We start from the raw sequence: 16,196 nt of genomic DNA, 5'->3' as shown, positions 1-16,196 counted from the left end.
GCAGGAGCACTTCGTGGATCGAATGCTGTATGTCGCCATGAGCGGCGCCAAGCAGGCCATGGAGCAGCAGGCCGTGGTCGCCAACAACATGGCGAACGTCTCGACGCCGGGTTTCCGTGCGCAGATCGCGACCTTCCGCGCCGTGCCCGTGATCGGCGAAGAAGCGCCCACGCGCGCCTTCGTGGCCGCCACCACGCCCGGCGCCGACTTCACGCACGGCCCGCTCACGCAGACCGGCCGCGCGCTCGACGTGGCCGTGGGCGGCCAGGGCTGGCTGGTGGTGCAGGCGGCCGACGGCAGCGAGGCCTACACGCGCGTCGGCAACCTGCAGATCGGCGCCGACGGCCAGCTCACGACGATGGGCGGGCGCCCCGTGGTGGGCGACAACGGCGCGCTCACCGTGCCGCCGGGTTCGGCCGTGAGCATTGCGTCCAACGGCCTCGTGGGTTCGCGCGACGCGGCCTCGACCGTGCTCACCGGCATCGCCGAGGTGGGCCGTCTCAAGCTCGTCAACCCGCCCGTGACCGACCTCGTGCGCGGCGACGACGGCCTGTTCCGCATGCGCGCCGACCTGCCGCCGGCCGAGGCCGACGAGGCCGTCACGCTCATCTCCGGCGCCATCGAGGGCAGCAACGTGCAGCCGGTCGATGCCATGGTGGCCATGATCGCCAACGCGCGCAGCTTCGAGATGCAGATGAAGTCGCTGCAGACCGCCGACATCAACGCGCAGACCGCCAACAAGCTGCTGGCCTACGGCTGACCCTCTTCCAGGAACTCCTTTCAATGATCCGCTCCCTCTACATCGCCAAGACCGGCCTGGACGCGCAGCAGACGCAGCTCGACGTGGTCTCCAACAACCTGGCCAACGTCGGCACCACCGGCTTCAAGCGCAGCCGCGCCGTGTTCGAAGACCTGGTCTACCAGAACCTGCGCCAGGTCGGCGGCCAGAGCTCCGACCAGACGCGCCTGCCCTCGGGCCTGCAGGTGGGCACCGGCGTGCACGTGGTCGCCACCGAGCGCATCCACTCGCAGGGCAACCTCACGAAGACCGACAAGCCGACCGACGTGGCCATCAGCGGCAGCGGCTTCTTCCAGGTGCTGATGCCCGACGGCACCACCTCGTACACGCGCGACGGCTCGTTCCAGACCGATCGCGACGGCCAGCTGGTCACCGCCAGCGGCTTCCCGGTGCAGCCGGCCATCACCATCCCGGCCAACGCCACCAGCATCACCGTGGGCCGCGACGGCATCGTGTCGGTGGTGCAGGCGGGCGGTACCAACACCGTGCAGGTCGGCCAGCTGCAGCTCGCGACCTTCGTCAACCCGACGGGCCTGCAGAGCCAGGGCGAGAACCTGTACGCCGAGACCGACGCCTCGGGCGCGCCCAACCAGGTGAACCCCGGCGTGGACGGCGCGGGCACGCTGAGCCAGGGCTATGTCGAGGCCTCCAACGTCAACGTGGTGGAAGAGCTGGTCAACATGATCGCCACCCAGCGCTCGTACGAAATCAACAGCAAGGCGGTCCAGACCTCGGACCAGATGCTGCAGCGCCTGGCCCAGTTGTGATGCGGGCGGGGGTGCGTCTTCTTCGCCGTGCGGCGGCGCTGCTGCTCGCCACCGCGCTGGCCGCCGGCTGCGCGCAGGTGCCGCGCGAGCCGCTGGTGCACCAGCCGATGACGGCGCGCGCCGACCAGTACGCGGCGGTGCAGGCGCGCCGCGCGCCGGGTGCGATCTTCCAGGACGGCCCCGGCGCCAACGCGCTGTTCGAAGACCGCCGCCCGCGCAACGTCGGTGACATCCTCACCATCCTCATCAGCGAGAAGGTCAACGCGACCAAGAACTCGGGCGCCAATGCCAGCCGCACGGGCAACACGACCAGCGTGTTCGCGGCCATTCCCAAGCTCATCGGCGGCCTGCTCGACGGGCAGGACACCAAGCTGTCGGGCACCAACACGCTCAACGCCAAGGGCGGCGCCAATGCCAACAACACCTTCAACGGCGTGATCACCGTCACCGTGACCGACGTCATGTCCAACGGCAACCTGCTCGTGAGCGGCGAGAAGCAGATGGGCATCAACCAGGGCACCGAGTACATCCGCTTCTCGGGCGTGGTGAACCCGCGCACCGTGTCGGGCAACAACACCGTGCCCTCGACGCTGGTGGCCGATGCGCGCATCGAGTACTCGGCCAAGGGCTACATCGACGAGGCCCAGCACATGGGCTGGATGCAGCGCATCTTCCTCAACGTGATGCCTTTCTGATGACACACCTCCAGGCTTCACCTGCTTCGAATCGCTGGCGCATCGCAGCGCTGTGCGCGCTCCTGTTCATCGCGCCCGCGCATGCGGAGCGCCTGAAGGAACTCGCCAGCATCCAGGGCGTGCGCGACAACCCGCTCATCGGCTACGGCCTCATGGTCGGCCTGGACGGCACGGGCGACCAGACGATGCAGACGCCGTTCACCACGCAGAGCCTGAACAACATGCTGCAGCAGCTGGGCATCACGATCCCGCAGGGCGTGAACATGCAGCTGAAGAACGTGGCGGCCGTCATGGTGACGGCCACGCTGCCATCGTTCGCGCGGCCGGGCCAGAACATCGACGTCACCGTGTCGTCCATGGGCAATGCCAAGAGCCTGCGCGGTGGCACGCTGCTGATGACGCCGCTCAAGGGCGTGGACGGCGCGACCTATGCGGTGGCGCAGGGCAACATGGTGGTGGGCGGCGCGGGTGCGTCGGCCAACGGCAGCAAGGTGCAGGTCAACCAGCTGAGCTCGGGGCGCATTCCCGCCGGCGCGCTGGTGGAGCGCACGGTCGAGGCGCCGGTGGGCGCGGAAGGCTCGTTCACCATCGAGCTGAACCGCTCCGATTTCGGCACCGCGCAGCGCGCCACGGACGCCATCAACCGCCAGTTCGGCGCCGGCACCGCCGAAGCGATGGACGCGCGCGTGATCCGCGTGCAGGCGCCCGAGCCGCAGCGGCGCGTGGGCTTTCTCGCGCAGCTGCAGGAGCTCGAGGTCACGCCCACGCAGGCGGGCGCGCGGGTGGTGGTGAATGCGCGCACGGGCTCGGTCGTGATGAACCAGGCGGTGCGCGTGAAAGACTGCGCCATCGCGCACGGCAACCTGTCGGTGGTGATCAACACCGAGCCGGTGATCAGCCAACCGGGCGCGTTCTCGGGCGGCAGCACGGTGGTGGCGCAGACCTCGCAGATTTCCGTCAACCAGGGCGGCGGCGCGATCCAGATGGTGCGCGGCGGCGCCTCGCTGGCCGATGTGGTCAAGGGGCTGAACAGCCTGGGTGCGAACCCGCAGGACCTGGTGTCGATCCTGCAGGCCATGAAGTCGGCCGGCGCTTTGAGCGCCGAGCTCGAGATCATCTGAGGCCGACGGCATGACCATCTCTCCCCACAGCGCATGGACCGGCACCGACGCGGCCAGCCGCAGCGGCGCGCTCGACCAGCGTTTTGCGCTCGACGTGCAGGGCGTCGATGCGCTGCGGCGCACGGTGCGCACCTCGCCCGAAGAGGGCCTGCAGCAGGTCTCTCGCCAGTTCGAGGCGCTGTTCATGAACATGGTGCTCAAGAGCATGCGCGAGGCCACGCCGTCGAGCGGCCTGCTCGACAGCCAGGACCAGAAGGTCTATTTGTCGATGTTCGACCAGCAGCTCACGCAGAACCTCTCGGGGCGCGGCGTGGGGCTGGCCGAGGCGATGCTGGCGCAGCTGCGGCGGCAATTGCCTTCGGCGGCGCCTGAAGCCGACGAGGGCATCGGCACGCGGCCGATGTCGCTGGAGCCACCCGCCGGCCTGCCGTACGGCCCGCGCGCGGGCATTCCCATCGGCTCGGCGCCGGGCGCGCGCGTGTCGACGGCTGCCGATCTGGGCGTCTATCAAGTCAAGAGCGGTCCCGCACCGGCCGCGAACGCCTCGCTGCAAGGCCAGGTCGATGCGTTCGTGGACCGCATGGGCGCTTCGGCACAGGCGGCCAGCGCCGCCAGCGGCGTGCCGGCGCCGCTGATCCTGGCGCAGGCCGCGCTCGAATCGGGCTGGGGCAAGCGCGAGATCCGCGCCGACGACGGCACGCAAAGCTTCAACCTCTTCGGCATCAAGGCCGACAAGGGCTGGAAGGGCGCGACGGTCGAGACCACCACCACCGAATACATCGACGGCGAGCCGCAGAAGGTGCGCGCGAAGTTCCGCGCCTACGCCTCGTACGAGGAGGCCTTCACCGACTACGCGCGCTTCATCACGCGCAACCCGCGCTACGCGAACGTGCTGGCGACCGCCGATCCGGCCGAGGCCGCGCACGGCCTGCAGCGCGCGGGCTATGCCACCGACCCGAAGTACGGCGAGAAGCTGGTTCGCATCATGCAGAAGTTCGGCTGAGCCGCTCGCACAGCCTGACTGCCCGGACCCGAGAACAACGACACGAGAGGCCCCGAGAGGAGACAAGCGAATGACGATAAAGAACTGGACGATCGGAATGCGGCTGGGCGCCGGCTTTGCGCTGGTGCTGGCGCTGCTGGTGGCCGTGGCGGGCATCGGCGTGCTGCGGCTGCAGGGCGTGGGCGAGGCCACGCAGGACATGGCCTCGCGCACCCTGTCCAAGGAGCGCCTGGCCACGGCCTGGCAGCTGGGCACGGCCACCAACAGCGTGCGCACCTTCTCGCTGCTCAAGAGCGACGACGCGCAGGTGCAGGCCCACCTGCAAAAGCAGATCGCCGCCACCAGCGCCACCATCTCCGAGACGCAGAAGGCGCTCGAGGCGCTGCTCGTGTCGCCGGAAGAGCTGGCGCTGAGCGCCGACATCCAGAAGCGGCGCGGCGAGTACATCGCGCTGCGCCAGCAGATCCTCCAGCTGAAGACCGAAGGCCGCAAGGACGAGGCCGCGACGCGCACCGACACGCAGCTGCTGCCGATGCTCGACGGCTACGACGCGGGCATCCGCGCCATGGTGACGCACCAGCAGAAGCACATCGACAGCACCGCCGCCGCCATCGACGCGCAGTACCGCGCAGGCCTCATCTACATCGTCGCGCTGGCCGTGGCCGCGTTGGCGCTGGGCGCGGTGCTCGCATGGCTGCTCACGCGCAGCATCGCCGATCCGGTGGCCGAGGCGCTGCTGATCGCCGAGACCGTGGCCTCCGGCGACCTGAGCCAGGAGTTCGAGACCGAGCGCGGCGGCGACTTCGGCCGGCTGCTGCGCGGCATGGGCGAGATGGAAGACACGCTCACCGACCTCGTGACGCGCATCAAGGCCTCGACCGATTCGATCGCGGTGGCGTCGCGGCAGATCGCGGCGGGCAACCAGGACTTGTCGTCGCGCACGGAAGAGCAGGCGAGTTCGCTGGAGCAGACGGCGGCGTCGATGGAAGAGCTGACCTCGACGGTCAAGCAGAACGCGGACAACGCACGTCAAGCGAACCAGCTGGCCGTCTCTGCTTCGGAAGTGGCAGTGAAGGGCGGCGCTGTGGTGTCGCAGGTCGTGGACACGATGGGGTCGATCAATGCCTCGTCCAAGAAGATCGTGGACATCATCGGCGTGATCGACGGCATCGCGTTCCAGACCAACATCCTGGCGTTGAACGCTGCTGTGGAAGCAGCACGCGCTGGTGAACAAGGTCGTGGCTTTGCGGTCGTGGCTTCCGAAGTCCGCAGCCTCGCCCAACGCTCGGCCGCAGCCGCCAAGGAAATCAAGACGCTGATCGGCGACTCGGTAGAAAAGGTCGAAGAAGGCAGCAAGCAAGTCGCAGAAGCCGGCCGCACGATGGAAGAGATCGTCGGCAGCGTGAAGCGCGTGACCGACATCATGGGCGAGATCACCGCTGCGAGCCAGGAACAGACCTCGGGCATCGAGCAGATCAACCAGGCGATCACGCAGATGGACCAGGTCACGCAGCAGAACGCGGCGCTGGTCGAAGAGGCCTCGGCCGCGGCGCAGTCGCTGCAGGAACAGGCCGGCGCTCTGGTCGAGGCCGTGAGCACCTTCAAGCTCGACGCCGACGAAGCCGTTGCGGCCTGAACGCCCCGTGTCCACGCATTTCCATCCGAAAGCCTTGCGCCGCGTCGGCATGGGCTTCGCCGCATTGCTCCTGCTGCTGGCCGTGGCGCTCTTCCTCGGCTTCCATGTCGGCACCGGCTGCGCTTGGGCGCTCCATGCCGTGTGGGCGCTGGCGGGCGCCGCCGGCCTGACGGGCCTGGGTCTCGCGGGCGTCGCGGCGCACGCACGAGCCCGTGCAAGTCACCATGACGCCAAGGTCGCCGAGCGGCTGGACCGGGTGTTCCAGCACGTCAACGCCACCGACGCCTGACAGAGAACGCATGCGCCCGCGTCCCGATCCGCGCCTTTCTTTAGAAAAAAGACTCAAGTCTGGCGGCGCGCTGCCGATAACAGGGAGACGGGGTGGCGCAGGCCGCCGTCCCGCCATGCCGTCATGTCATGCCGGTGGCCCGCCGCGCGATGCGGCCACCGTCCCCCGTTATTGAAGGAAGAGAAGCGCAATGAGTTTGAAGGATCTGAAAATCGGCACCCGCCTGGGGCTCGGCTTCGCGGTGCTGCTGCTGCTGATGGCGTTCATTGCGGGCACGGGCGTGCTGCGCCTCACGAACGTGGGCCAGGCGACCGACGAGATGGTGCAGGGCGCGCTGGTCAAGGAGCGGCTGGCGGCCGAATGGCTCAGCCTGCTCAAGTCGAACACGGTGGCCAACTACGCGATGGTCAAGACCACCGACCCCGAGGTGGCGGCCTATTTCGCCAAGCTCCAGGCGGCCGGCTCGGCGCGCATCACGCCGGCGCAGAAGCAGCTGGAAGCCATGCTCGCCACGCCGGAAGAAAAGGCGCTCTATGCCGCGGTGGTCGCGGCGCGCGTCGTCGTGCTCGAGACCGTGGGCACGCTCAACAAGCTCAAGGACGAGAAGAAGATCGACGAAGCCAATGTGCTGGTCGACACCAAGTTCAGCGCGGCGCTCTCTGTCTACGCCGGCGCCGTCGAAAACCTGGCCAACCACCAGCGCGAGAAGATCGACGCCGCCGCCAAGGGCATCGCGGCCGACCACACCGAAGGCCGCACCACGCTGCTCGTGCTGTCGGCCATCGCGCTGGCGCTGGGCGCGCTGTTCGCCTGGCGTCTCACGCTGGGCATCGTGCGCCCGCTGGGCCATGCGCTCGAAGTGGCCGAGACCGTGGCGGCCGGCGACCTGAGCGCGAACATCCGTGTGGACAGCCGCGACGAAGCGGGCCAGCTGATGCAGGCGCTGAAGGACATGAACGCGAATCTCGCCAAGGTGGTGGGCGAAGTGCGCACGGGCACGGAGACGATCGCCACGGCCTCGGGGCAGATTGCTTCGGGAAACCAGGATCTTTCGTCACGCACCGAAGAGCAAGCCAGCTCGCTGGAGCAGACGGCGGCTTCGATGGAAGAACTGACCTCGACGGTGAAGCAGAACGCGGACAACGCACGGCAGGCGAATCAGCTGGCCGTCTCCGCTTCGGAAGTGGCCGTGAAGGGCGGCGCCGTGGTCTCGCAGGTCGTAGACACGATGGGCTCGATCAATGCGTCCTCCAAGAAGATCGTCGACATCATCGGCGTGATCGACGGCATCGCGTTCCAGACCAACATCCTGGCGTTGAATGCGGCCGTTGAAGCCGCACGCGCTGGCGAGCAAGGTCGTGGCTTTGCCGTGGTCGCCTCCGAAGTCCGCAGCTTGGCCCAACGCTCCGCAGCCGCTGCGAAGGAAATCAAGACCCTGATCGGTGACTCGGTAGAGAAGGTCGAAGAAGGCAGCAAGCAAGTCGCAGAAGCCGGCCGCACGATGGAAGAGATCGTGGGCAGCGTGAAGCGTGTGACGGACATCATGGGCGAGATCACGGCAGCGAGCCAGGAACAGACCTCGGGCATCGAGCAGATCAACCAGGCGATCACGCAGATGGACCAGGTGACGCAGCAGAACGCGGCGCTGGTCGAAGAAGCCTCGGCGGCGGCGCAGTCGCTGCAGGAGCAGGCCGGCAGCCTGTCGCAGGTCGTCGGCGTGTTCCGCCTCGGCGGCAGCAGCGCCCACAGCAACGCGCTGGCCCTGGCCTGAAGGCGACGCACCGGCCATGCGTGTCAATCTGCCCGTCACCGACATCGAATACGAACTCTCGAAGGAAGAGGCCCTGGTGTCCCGCACCGACCTCAAGGGCCGCATCACCTACGTCAACCCGGCCTTCGTCGCGGCCAGCGGCTTCACGGCCGGCGAACTGCTGGGCAAGGCGCACAACATCGTGCGCCATCCCGACGTGCCGCCCGAGGCCTTCGCCGACCTGTGGCGCACGCTGGACCAGGGCCTTCCGTGGACCGGCCTGATCAAGAACCGGCGCAAGAACGGCGACTTCTATTGGGTCCTGGCCAACGTCACGCCGATCCGTCACCAGGGCCGCGTGGAGGGCTACATGTCCGTGCGCAGCCGCCCCGCGCGCGAGGACGTGGCCGCCGCCGATGCGCTCTACCGCCGCATGCGCGAGGGCGAGGCCAAGGGCCTCGAACTGCTGCAGGGCGAGGTGGTGCGCAGCGGCTGGACCAATCCGCTGGCGCGGCTGCGGCGCATCCCGGTGCGGCGCCGCGTGTTCGGCGTGACCGTCGCGGCGGCGGCGCTGTCAGCGGGCCTGGGCGCGATGGGCTGGATGGAAGCGTCCCGTCTGGCCGCTGCGTCCGGCGCGCACAGCTGGCTGCCCACCGCCGTGGCAGCGGGCAGCCTTGGCGCCGCGCTGGCGTGGCTGGGCCTGGGTGCGTTCCTCGGGCGCACGGTGTTCCGTCCGCTCGACGAAGCCATCGAGGTCGCGCGCACCATCGCGGGCGGCGACCTCGTGCGCTTCACGGTGCGGCCGGGCGACGAGATCGCGGGGCTGCTGCGCGCGCTGAACCAGATGAGCGCCAACCTCTTCGCGATCGTCGCGGACGTGGGCGCGAACGTCGCGGGCGTGATGTCGGCGTCGAGCCAGATCGCCTCGGGCAACGAGGACCTGTCCTCGCGCACCGAGCAGCAGGCCAGCTCGCTCGAGCAGACGGCGGCGTCGATGGAAGAGCTGACCTCGACCGTGAAGCAGAACGCGGACAACGCATTGCAGGCGAACCAGCTGGCCGTCTCCGCCTCCGAAGTGGCGGTGAAGGGCGGCGCCGTGGTGTCGCAGGTCGTGGACACGATGGGCTCGATCAACGCCTCGTCGAAAAAGATCGTCGACATCATCGGCGTGATCGACGGCATCGCGTTCCAGACCAACATCCTGGCGCTGAACGCGGCCGTGGAAGCCGCGCGCGCGGGCGAGCAGGGCAAGGGCTTTGCCGTGGTCGCGTCGGAAGTGCGCAGCCTCGCGCAGCGCTCGGCCGCGGCCGCGAAGGAAATCAAGACCCTCATCGGCGACTCGGTGGAGAAGGTCGAGGCGGGCAGCAAGCAGGTGGCCGAGGCCGGCCGGACCATGCAGGAGATCGTCGGCAGCGTGAAGCGCGTGACCGACATCATGGGCGAGATCACGACGGCGAGCCAGGAGCAGACCTCGGGCATCGAGCAGATCAACCAGGCCATCGCACAGATGGACCAGGTGACGCAGCAGAACGCCACATTGGTCGAGGAAGCGTCGGCCACGGCGCAGTCGCTGCAGGAACAGGCGCAGGGCCTGGTCCGGGCCGCAGGGGTATTCAGGACCGGGGCGGGCGAGGGTGCCGGCGCCCGGGATGCGTATTGAACGAGGAGAAGAACACATGTTGAACAACACCAGAGACACATCACCGCGATCGAATGGCGCGGCGCCGTCCGCGTCCGCCGTGGCCAACCGCCTGGAGGTCGTGACCTTCAAGCTCGGCGACGAGGAATACGGCATCGACATCCAGAAGGTGCAGGAGCTGCGCGGCTACGACGCCGTGACGCGCATCGCGAACGCGCCGGACTACATCAAGGGCGTGGTCAACCTGCGCGGCATCATCGTGCCGATCATCGACATGCGCATCAAGTTCGAGCTGGGCGCGCCCACCTACGACCAGTTCACGGTGGTGATCGTGCTGAACATCGCGGGCCGCGTGGTGGGCATGGTGGTGGACAGCGTGTCCGACGTGATCACGCTCACGGCCGAGCAGATCAAGCCGGCGCCCGAGATGGGCTCGGTGCTCGACACCGACTACCTGATCGGCCTGGGCACGCTGGACGAACGCATGCTGATCCTGGTGGACATCGACCGGCTGATGTCCAGCGAAGAAATGGGCCTTATCGAAGCCGCCGCCACCGTTTGAGGACCACCCCATGACATTCTTTTCGAACCTGCGCATCGGCACCCGCCTGACCCTTGCCTTCGCCGTCGTGCTGGGGCTGACGCTCATCTCCAGCGCCGTGGGGCTGATGTCGGCGCACAAGAACGCCGAAGCCACGCGCATCATGATGCAGAGCCCGCTGGCCAAGGAGCGGCTCATTTCCGACTGGTACGTGCTGACCTACTCGGCCATCGCGCGCACCTCGATGATCGCGCGCACCACCGACGAGGCGCTGCCGATGCTGTTCGCCGACGTGATCTCCGAGAGCGTGAAGAAGGGCAGCGAGACCATGGCCAAGGTCGAGGCGCTGCTGGTCACCGACGAAGAAAAGGCGACCTACAAGTCGATCGTCGAGCTGCGCGCCAAGTACCAGGCCGCCAAGGACGAGGTGACCCGCGCCAAGGCCAGCGGCAACACGGTCGAGACCGTGCGCGCCTACCAGCTGTCGTTCCAGCCGGCGGCCAAAGCGTATGAAAACCGCGTGCTCGAACTGCTGGCCATCGAGCGCCGGGCCATCGACGACATGAGCCACGCCATCGACGCGGCGAATGCGAAGAGCTTCAACCTGCGGCTGCTGCTGACGGCGCTCACGGTGCTGCTGGGCGGCCTGTTCGCCTTCTTCATCTCGCGCAGCATCGTGCGCCCGCTGGCCAAGGCCGTCGGCGTGGCCGAGACGGTGGCCGCCGGCGACCTGAGCGCGAACATCCGCGTGGACAGCCGCGACGAAACGGGCCAGCTGATGCAGGCGCTGAAGGACATGAACGCGAATCTCGCCAAGGTGGTGGGTGAAGTGCGCACGGGCACGGAGACGATCGCCACGGCGTCGGGGCAGATCGCTTCGGGCAACCAGGACCTGTCGTCGCGTACCGAAGAGCAAGCCAGCTCGCTGGAGCAGACGGCGGCGTCGATGGAAGAGCTGACCTCGACGGTCAAGCAGAACGCGGACAACGCGCGTCAAGCGAACCAGCTTGCGGTCTCTGCCTCTGAGGTCGCCGTCAAGGGCGGCGCGGTCGTGTCGCAGGTCGTGGACACGATGGGTTCGATCAATGCATCGTCCAAGAAGATCGTGGACATCATCGGCGTGATCGATGGCATCGCATTCCAGACCAACATCCTGGCGCTGAACGCTGCTGTTGAAGCCGCACGCGCTGGTGAGCAAGGCCGAGGCTTCGCAGTGGTCGCGTCCGAAGTTCGCAGCCTGGCTCAACGCTCCGCAGCCGCCGCCAAGGAAATCAAGACCCTGATCGGTGACTCGGTGGAAAAGGTCGAAGAAGGCAGCAAGCAGGTCGCAGAAGCCGGCCGCACGATGGAAGAGATCGTCGGCAGCGTCAAGCGCGTGACCGACATCATGGGCGAGATCACGGCAGCCAGCCAAGAGCAGACCTCGGGCATCGAGCAGATCAACCAGGCGATCACGCAGATGGACCAGGTCACGCAGCAGAACGCGGCGCTGGTCGAGGAAGCCTCGGCCGCCGCGCAGTCGCTGCAGGAACAGGCCGGCGCCCTCGTGCAGGCCGTGAGCGTCTTCAAGCTCGACGCGAACGCGGTCGCGACGACCCGCGCCAGCTTCACGCGCATCACGCCGATTCCCAAGCCGCCGAAGCCGACGCCCAAGCCGCGCGCCAAGGCGCTGCCCACGCGCCGCGAACCGACCGGCGCACCGCAGCTGGCCATGGCCGGCGACGCCAAGGGCGACTGGTCGGAGTTCTGAGCCAGGCGTAAAGACGACGCGCGCCCCTCAACTTCGGGCGCGCGCTGCCGATAACTACCGAGAGGCATCGCGCGCGATGCCGCTCCCCCACACCCCTTTGACAGGTAAAGCCTTATGTCCGGAAGCATGTTCTACACAGGTCTGAGCGGCCTCGCGGTCGCCCGCACCGCGCTGATGACCACGGCCCACAACACCGCCAACGTGTACACGGCCGGCTACAGCCGCCAGATCGCGCAGATCGCCTCCGCCGGCGGCATTGCCAGCGGCTCGGGCTTCATCGGTTCGGGCGCCAACGTGACGACCGTGTCGCGCAGCTACGACCGCTACCTCACGGCGCAGCTGGCCAGCGCGCAGTCGCAGTCGGCCGCGCTGGCCACCAACGGCGTGCAGGTCAACCGCATCGACCAGCTGCTGGCCGACAAGACTTCGGGCATCGCGCCGCTGATGCAGAGCTTCTTCACCAGCGTGCAGGGCGTGGCCAACACGCCGGCCGACCCGGCGGCGCGCCAGCAGATGATCAGCGCGGCGCAGTCGCTGGCCAGCAAGTTCCGCGCGACCGACCAGTACCTGTCGGACCTGAACACCTCGGTCAACGAGCAGATCGTGGGCAGCGTGAGCCAGATCAACACCTATGCCGCCAAGATCGCCAGCCTGAACCAGCAGATCAGCCAGATGAGCGCGGTGGCCGGCGGCCAGGCGCCCAACGACCTGCTCGACCAGCGCGACCAGCTCGTGAGCGAGCTGAGCCAGGTGGTCGATGTGCGCGTGCTGCAGCAGGACGACGGCAAGTACAACGTGTTCATCGCCACCGGCCAGTCGCTGGTGGTGGGCGACCATGCCTCGAAGATGGCGGCGGTGACGTCGTCGGCCGACCCCACGCGCCAGGTGGTGGCGCTGTCGGGCTTTGCCGGCAACACCGTCGAGCTCGACGACAGCGCCTTCACCGGCGGCGTGCTCGGCGGCCTCATGGCCTTCCGCAAGGACACGCTGATCCCCACGCAGAACGCCATCGGCCGGCTCGCCATGTCGGTGGCCGACGCGGTGAACGCGCAGCACAAGCTGGGCGTGGACCTGAACGGCGCGCTGGGCCAGAACTTCTTCTCGCAGGCCGTGCCGGGCACCATCGCCAATGCCGGCAACGCCGGCAACCTCGAGCTCGGCGCCACGCTGACCGATGCGTCCAAGCTCACCACGAGCGACTACAACGTGAGCGTCACCGACGTGGCGGGCACGCTCACCTACACGGTCACGCGGCTCTCGGACAAGACGCCGATGGGCAGCTTCACCACCTTCCCGATCAGCTTCGACGGCGTGAGCCTCACGGCCGCGAGCGGCACGGCGCAGGCCGGCGATTCGTTCCTGGTGCAGCCCACGCGCACCGGCGCACGCGACCTCGAGGTGCTGGTGCGCGACCCGGCCAAGGTGGCCGCCGCGTCGCCCGTGATCACCGGCAACACCGCGGGCAACAAGGGCAGCGGCGCACTGGGCGCGGCCACCGTCGACGCGGCCTACCCGGGCTCGCCGCTGGCCGGCAACGTCACGCTGAGCTTCAACGCGGGCACCGGCACGCTGTCGGGCTTTCCGGCCGGCTCGGCCGTGACCGTCACGCGCGCCGACGGCACCGCCACCAGCTACCCGGCCGGCACGCCCGTGCCCTACACGGCCGGCGCGAAGATGAGCTTCGACGGCATCACCGTCGCCATGACGGGCGCGCCCGCGCAGGGCGACACCTTCACCATCGGCAAGAACACCGGCGGTGTCTCCGACGGCGGCAACGCGCTGCTGCTGGGCGCGCTGCAGCGCAAGACCACGATGTCGAACGGCACCGCGACCTTCAACGGCGCCTACTCGCAGCTGGTGAGCGACGTCGGCAACCGGGCCATGTCGATCAAGGTCGCCGCCGTCACGCAGGACAGCGTGACCGGCCAGATCAAGGCCAGCCAGCGCGCGATTTCGGGCGTGGTGCAGGACGAGGAAACCGGCAACCTGCTGATGTTCCAGCAGATGTACCAGGCCAACGCCAAGGTGATCCAGACCGCGTCGGCCATGTTCGACGCCATCCTCGGCATCCGCAGCTGACCCTTCTACCTCTTGCACAGATTCCAGGACCCGCGATGCGCATCAGCACCCAATCCTTCTACGAACAGAGCCTGCAGTCGATGGGCCTGCAGCAGCAGAAGCTGTTCAAGGTCCAGCAGCAGCTGGCGACCAACTCCAAGTTCCTGTCGGCCGGTGACGACCCGGTGGGCGCGGCGCGCGCGCTCGGCGTGAGCCAGACGCTGGCGGAGGGCGCCCAGTTCGCCACCAGCCGCCAGCGCGCGGCACTGGCGCTGTCGACCGAAGAGAACGCGCTCGACTCGGTGACGTCGATCCTGCAGCACGTGAAGACGCTGGTCGTGCAGGCCGGCGGCGGCGGCCTGTCGGACGCCGATCGCGGCTCGCTTGCCACGGCCATCCAGAGCAGCCTGGAGCAGCTCGTGGGCGTGGCCAACAGCGACAACGGCAGCGGCCAGTACCTGTTCGCCGGCTACAAGAGCGGCAGCCCGCCCTTCGTGATGGCTGCCGGCGGCGGCGTGCAGTACGTGGGCGACCAGGGCGAGCGGCTGATGCAGATCGACGTGGCGCGCCAGATGTCGACCTCGGACGACGGCCGCAGCATCTTCCAGTCGGTGCAGGGCGGTGCGGGCTACGTGACCTCGGGCTCACCTGCCAACACCGGCTCGGGCGTGTTCGGCGCCGTGAGCATCACCGACGCCACCGCACCGAACTACGGCAAGGACTTCACGATCCGCTTCACCGGCACCGACTACACGGTGATGACGAAGGACACGCCGCCGGTCGTGGCCGCGAGCGGCCCGTTCACCGCCGGCACCCCGATCTCGTTCGGCGGCGTGCAGATCGCCATCAGCGGCACGCCGGCCAACGGCGACAGCTTCGACGTGTCGACTGCGCAGAACGCCGGCACCGACATCTTCGCGGCCCTGGGCGAGCTGGTGACGGCGTTGCGCGCACCGCTGAACGGCGGCGGCGCGGCGGCCCAGGCGCAGCTGCGCAATGCCTTGAGCACCGCCAACGTGAAGGTCACGAACGCGCACGACAACGTGCTCACCGTGCTGTCGTCGGTGGGCTCGCGCCAGGTCGAGCTGCAGGCGCTCGATAGCGCCGGTGCGATGAACAAGCTGCAGGAAGAAAGCTACCTGTCGTCGATCGAGGACCTCGATCCGTACACGGCGATTTCCGAGTTCTACCAGCGGCAGTCGTCGCTGCAGGCGACGCAGATGACGTTTGCCAAGTTGAACAGCATTTCGCTCTTCAACTACCTGTGACGGTGGGGTGGCCAGCGGCTGCGTGCTGGCCACTGGAGGGGGACAACCGATCGTCGCGATCGTCGCGATGGACGCGGGCAGAATGCGTCGACTGGCTGCCGTCGGTCGTCCGCCTGGCAGCAGCGCACCACACCCGCCTTCCTCGGAGAATCGATCCATGGCCGAACGTGCATATGGGGCACCGGCACCTGCGACCCGGACCACGCTGGCTGGAGAGCGCTGGTACGGCAAGGACGTCGACCGGCAAACCTACACCGCCGTCCTGTTCAGCGATCTGGACATGACGGAGGCCAGGAACACCGGCTCGGTGTTCACCGACTGCACGTTCCGGAGCGCGCGCTTCAATGCGTCGGTCCACACGGATGCGGCTTTCGTCAATTGCACGTTTGTCGCCTGCAAGTTCTTCGATGCCAGCTTCATCGATTGCAAGTTCATCGGCAGCATGTTCGATGGCTGCATGTTCGAGGTGATGAAAGCGGTCGGCGGCGACTGGTCATTTGCCGGCCTTCCGGGTGCCGACTTGCGCAAGGCGTCGTTCAACGGCACACGAATGCGCGAGGTCGACCTCACGGGCGCACGATGCGATGGCGGCGTGATTCGCGATGTCGATCTGTCGGGGGCCTGGCTGCACAGCGCCAACTTCTCGCGCTGCGACCTGCGTGGCAGCGACCTGAGCGCACTCGAACCGCAGCACGTGCAGCTCCAAGGCGCAGTCATCACCGCCGTGCAAGCGTTGACCATCGCCGAGGCGCTGGGAATGGACGTCAGGCCGGAGGAATAGAAGCGAGGCAGCGCGGGTGCGATGAACACGAGGCAGGAAGCAAGCTGCCTGTCGTTGGCGTGGGATTGCTTCTCCACTTGCGTTTTGCGAGGCGGGCCA

General features: G+C 68.0%; 14 protein-coding genes. All 14 read left to right on the top strand.

The features are described from left to right. The first annotated feature begins 13 nt into the window (after positions 1-13). Entirely contained in the window at positions 14-760 is a 747-nt protein-coding gene (locus AC1RAA_RS13330; RefSeq protein ID WP_492728814.1) for a flagellar basal body rod protein FlgF, read from the top strand. A 23-nt stretch (positions 761-783) separates the two neighbouring features. Then, positions 784-1,566, top strand: coding sequence for a flagellar basal-body rod protein FlgG (gene flgG / locus AC1RAA_RS13325; RefSeq protein WP_062469245.1), 783 nt, complete (start codon positions 784-786; stop codon positions 1,564-1,566). Continuing rightward, positions 1,566-2,261 carry a flagellar basal body L-ring protein FlgH gene (locus AC1RAA_RS13320; RefSeq protein WP_492728816.1) on the top strand — a complete coding sequence of 232 codons (696 nt, stop codon included), beginning with the start codon at positions 1,566-1,568 and terminating at the stop codon, positions 2,259-2,261. The genes flgG and AC1RAA_RS13320 overlap by 1 nt, the downstream gene beginning before the upstream one ends. Then, complete coding sequence (locus AC1RAA_RS13315) at positions 2,261-3,382, top strand: flagellar basal body P-ring protein FlgI (RefSeq protein ID WP_492728818.1); 1,122 nt, start codon at positions 2,261-2,263, stop codon at positions 3,380-3,382. Before AC1RAA_RS13320 ends, AC1RAA_RS13315 begins: the two co-directional genes overlap by 1 nt. 10 nt (positions 3,383-3,392) lie before the next feature. Further along, complete coding sequence (flgJ, locus tag AC1RAA_RS13310) at positions 3,393-4,385, top strand: flagellar assembly peptidoglycan hydrolase FlgJ (protein ID WP_492728820.1); 993 nt, start codon at positions 3,393-3,395, stop codon at positions 4,383-4,385. A gap of 70 nt (positions 4,386-4,455) precedes the next feature. Beyond that, entirely contained in the window at positions 4,456-6,021 is a 1,566-nt protein-coding gene (locus tag AC1RAA_RS13305) for a methyl-accepting chemotaxis protein (RefSeq protein ID WP_492728822.1), read from the top strand. Between the two features lie 7 nt (positions 6,022-6,028). Continuing rightward, positions 6,029-6,310 carry a hypothetical protein gene (locus tag AC1RAA_RS13300; RefSeq protein WP_492728824.1) on the top strand — a complete coding sequence of 94 codons (282 nt, stop codon included), beginning with the start codon at positions 6,029-6,031 and terminating at the stop codon, positions 6,308-6,310. A 190-nt stretch (positions 6,311-6,500) separates the two neighbouring features. After that, positions 6,501-8,081: a methyl-accepting chemotaxis protein gene (locus AC1RAA_RS13295; protein WP_492728826.1), complete on the top strand. Its 1,581-nt coding sequence runs from the start codon at positions 6,501-6,503 to the stop codon at positions 8,079-8,081. A 16-nt stretch (positions 8,082-8,097) separates the two neighbouring features. After that, positions 8,098-9,720 carry a methyl-accepting chemotaxis protein gene (locus tag AC1RAA_RS13290; RefSeq protein ID WP_492728828.1) on the top strand — a complete coding sequence of 541 codons (1,623 nt, stop codon included), beginning with the start codon at positions 8,098-8,100 and terminating at the stop codon, positions 9,718-9,720. A 16-nt stretch (positions 9,721-9,736) separates the two neighbouring features. Then, complete coding sequence (locus tag AC1RAA_RS13285; protein ID WP_255221027.1) at positions 9,737-10,261, top strand: chemotaxis protein CheW; 525 nt, start codon at positions 9,737-9,739, stop codon at positions 10,259-10,261. 10 nt (positions 10,262-10,271) lie between these two features. After that, positions 10,272-11,990, top strand: a complete 1,719-nt coding sequence (locus AC1RAA_RS13280) for a methyl-accepting chemotaxis protein (protein ID WP_492728830.1) — start codon at positions 10,272-10,274, stop codon at positions 11,988-11,990. Between the two features lie 126 nt (positions 11,991-12,116). Next, positions 12,117-14,069 carry a flagellar hook-associated protein FlgK gene (flgK, locus tag AC1RAA_RS13275; protein WP_492728832.1) on the top strand — a complete coding sequence of 651 codons (1,953 nt, stop codon included), beginning with the start codon at positions 12,117-12,119 and terminating at the stop codon, positions 14,067-14,069. A gap of 35 nt (positions 14,070-14,104) precedes the next feature. Then, the gene (gene flgL, locus AC1RAA_RS13270; RefSeq protein WP_159274373.1) at positions 14,105-15,316 is read left to right on the top strand and encodes a flagellar hook-associated protein FlgL; all 1,212 of its coding nucleotides are present in this window, start codon (positions 14,105-14,107) and stop codon (positions 15,314-15,316) included. 157 nt (positions 15,317-15,473) lie between these two features. Next, a complete protein-coding gene (locus tag AC1RAA_RS13265) occupies positions 15,474-16,097 on the top strand; it encodes a pentapeptide repeat-containing protein (RefSeq protein WP_492728834.1) in 624 nt (207 codons plus the stop codon). Positions 16,098-16,196: the final 99 nt, after the last annotated feature.

Source organism: Variovorax sp. GW823-FHT04F07 (assembly GCF_058795995.1).
Note: the sequence above shows the minus strand (reverse complement) of the source record. Positions and strands in the feature narration are given on the sequence as shown.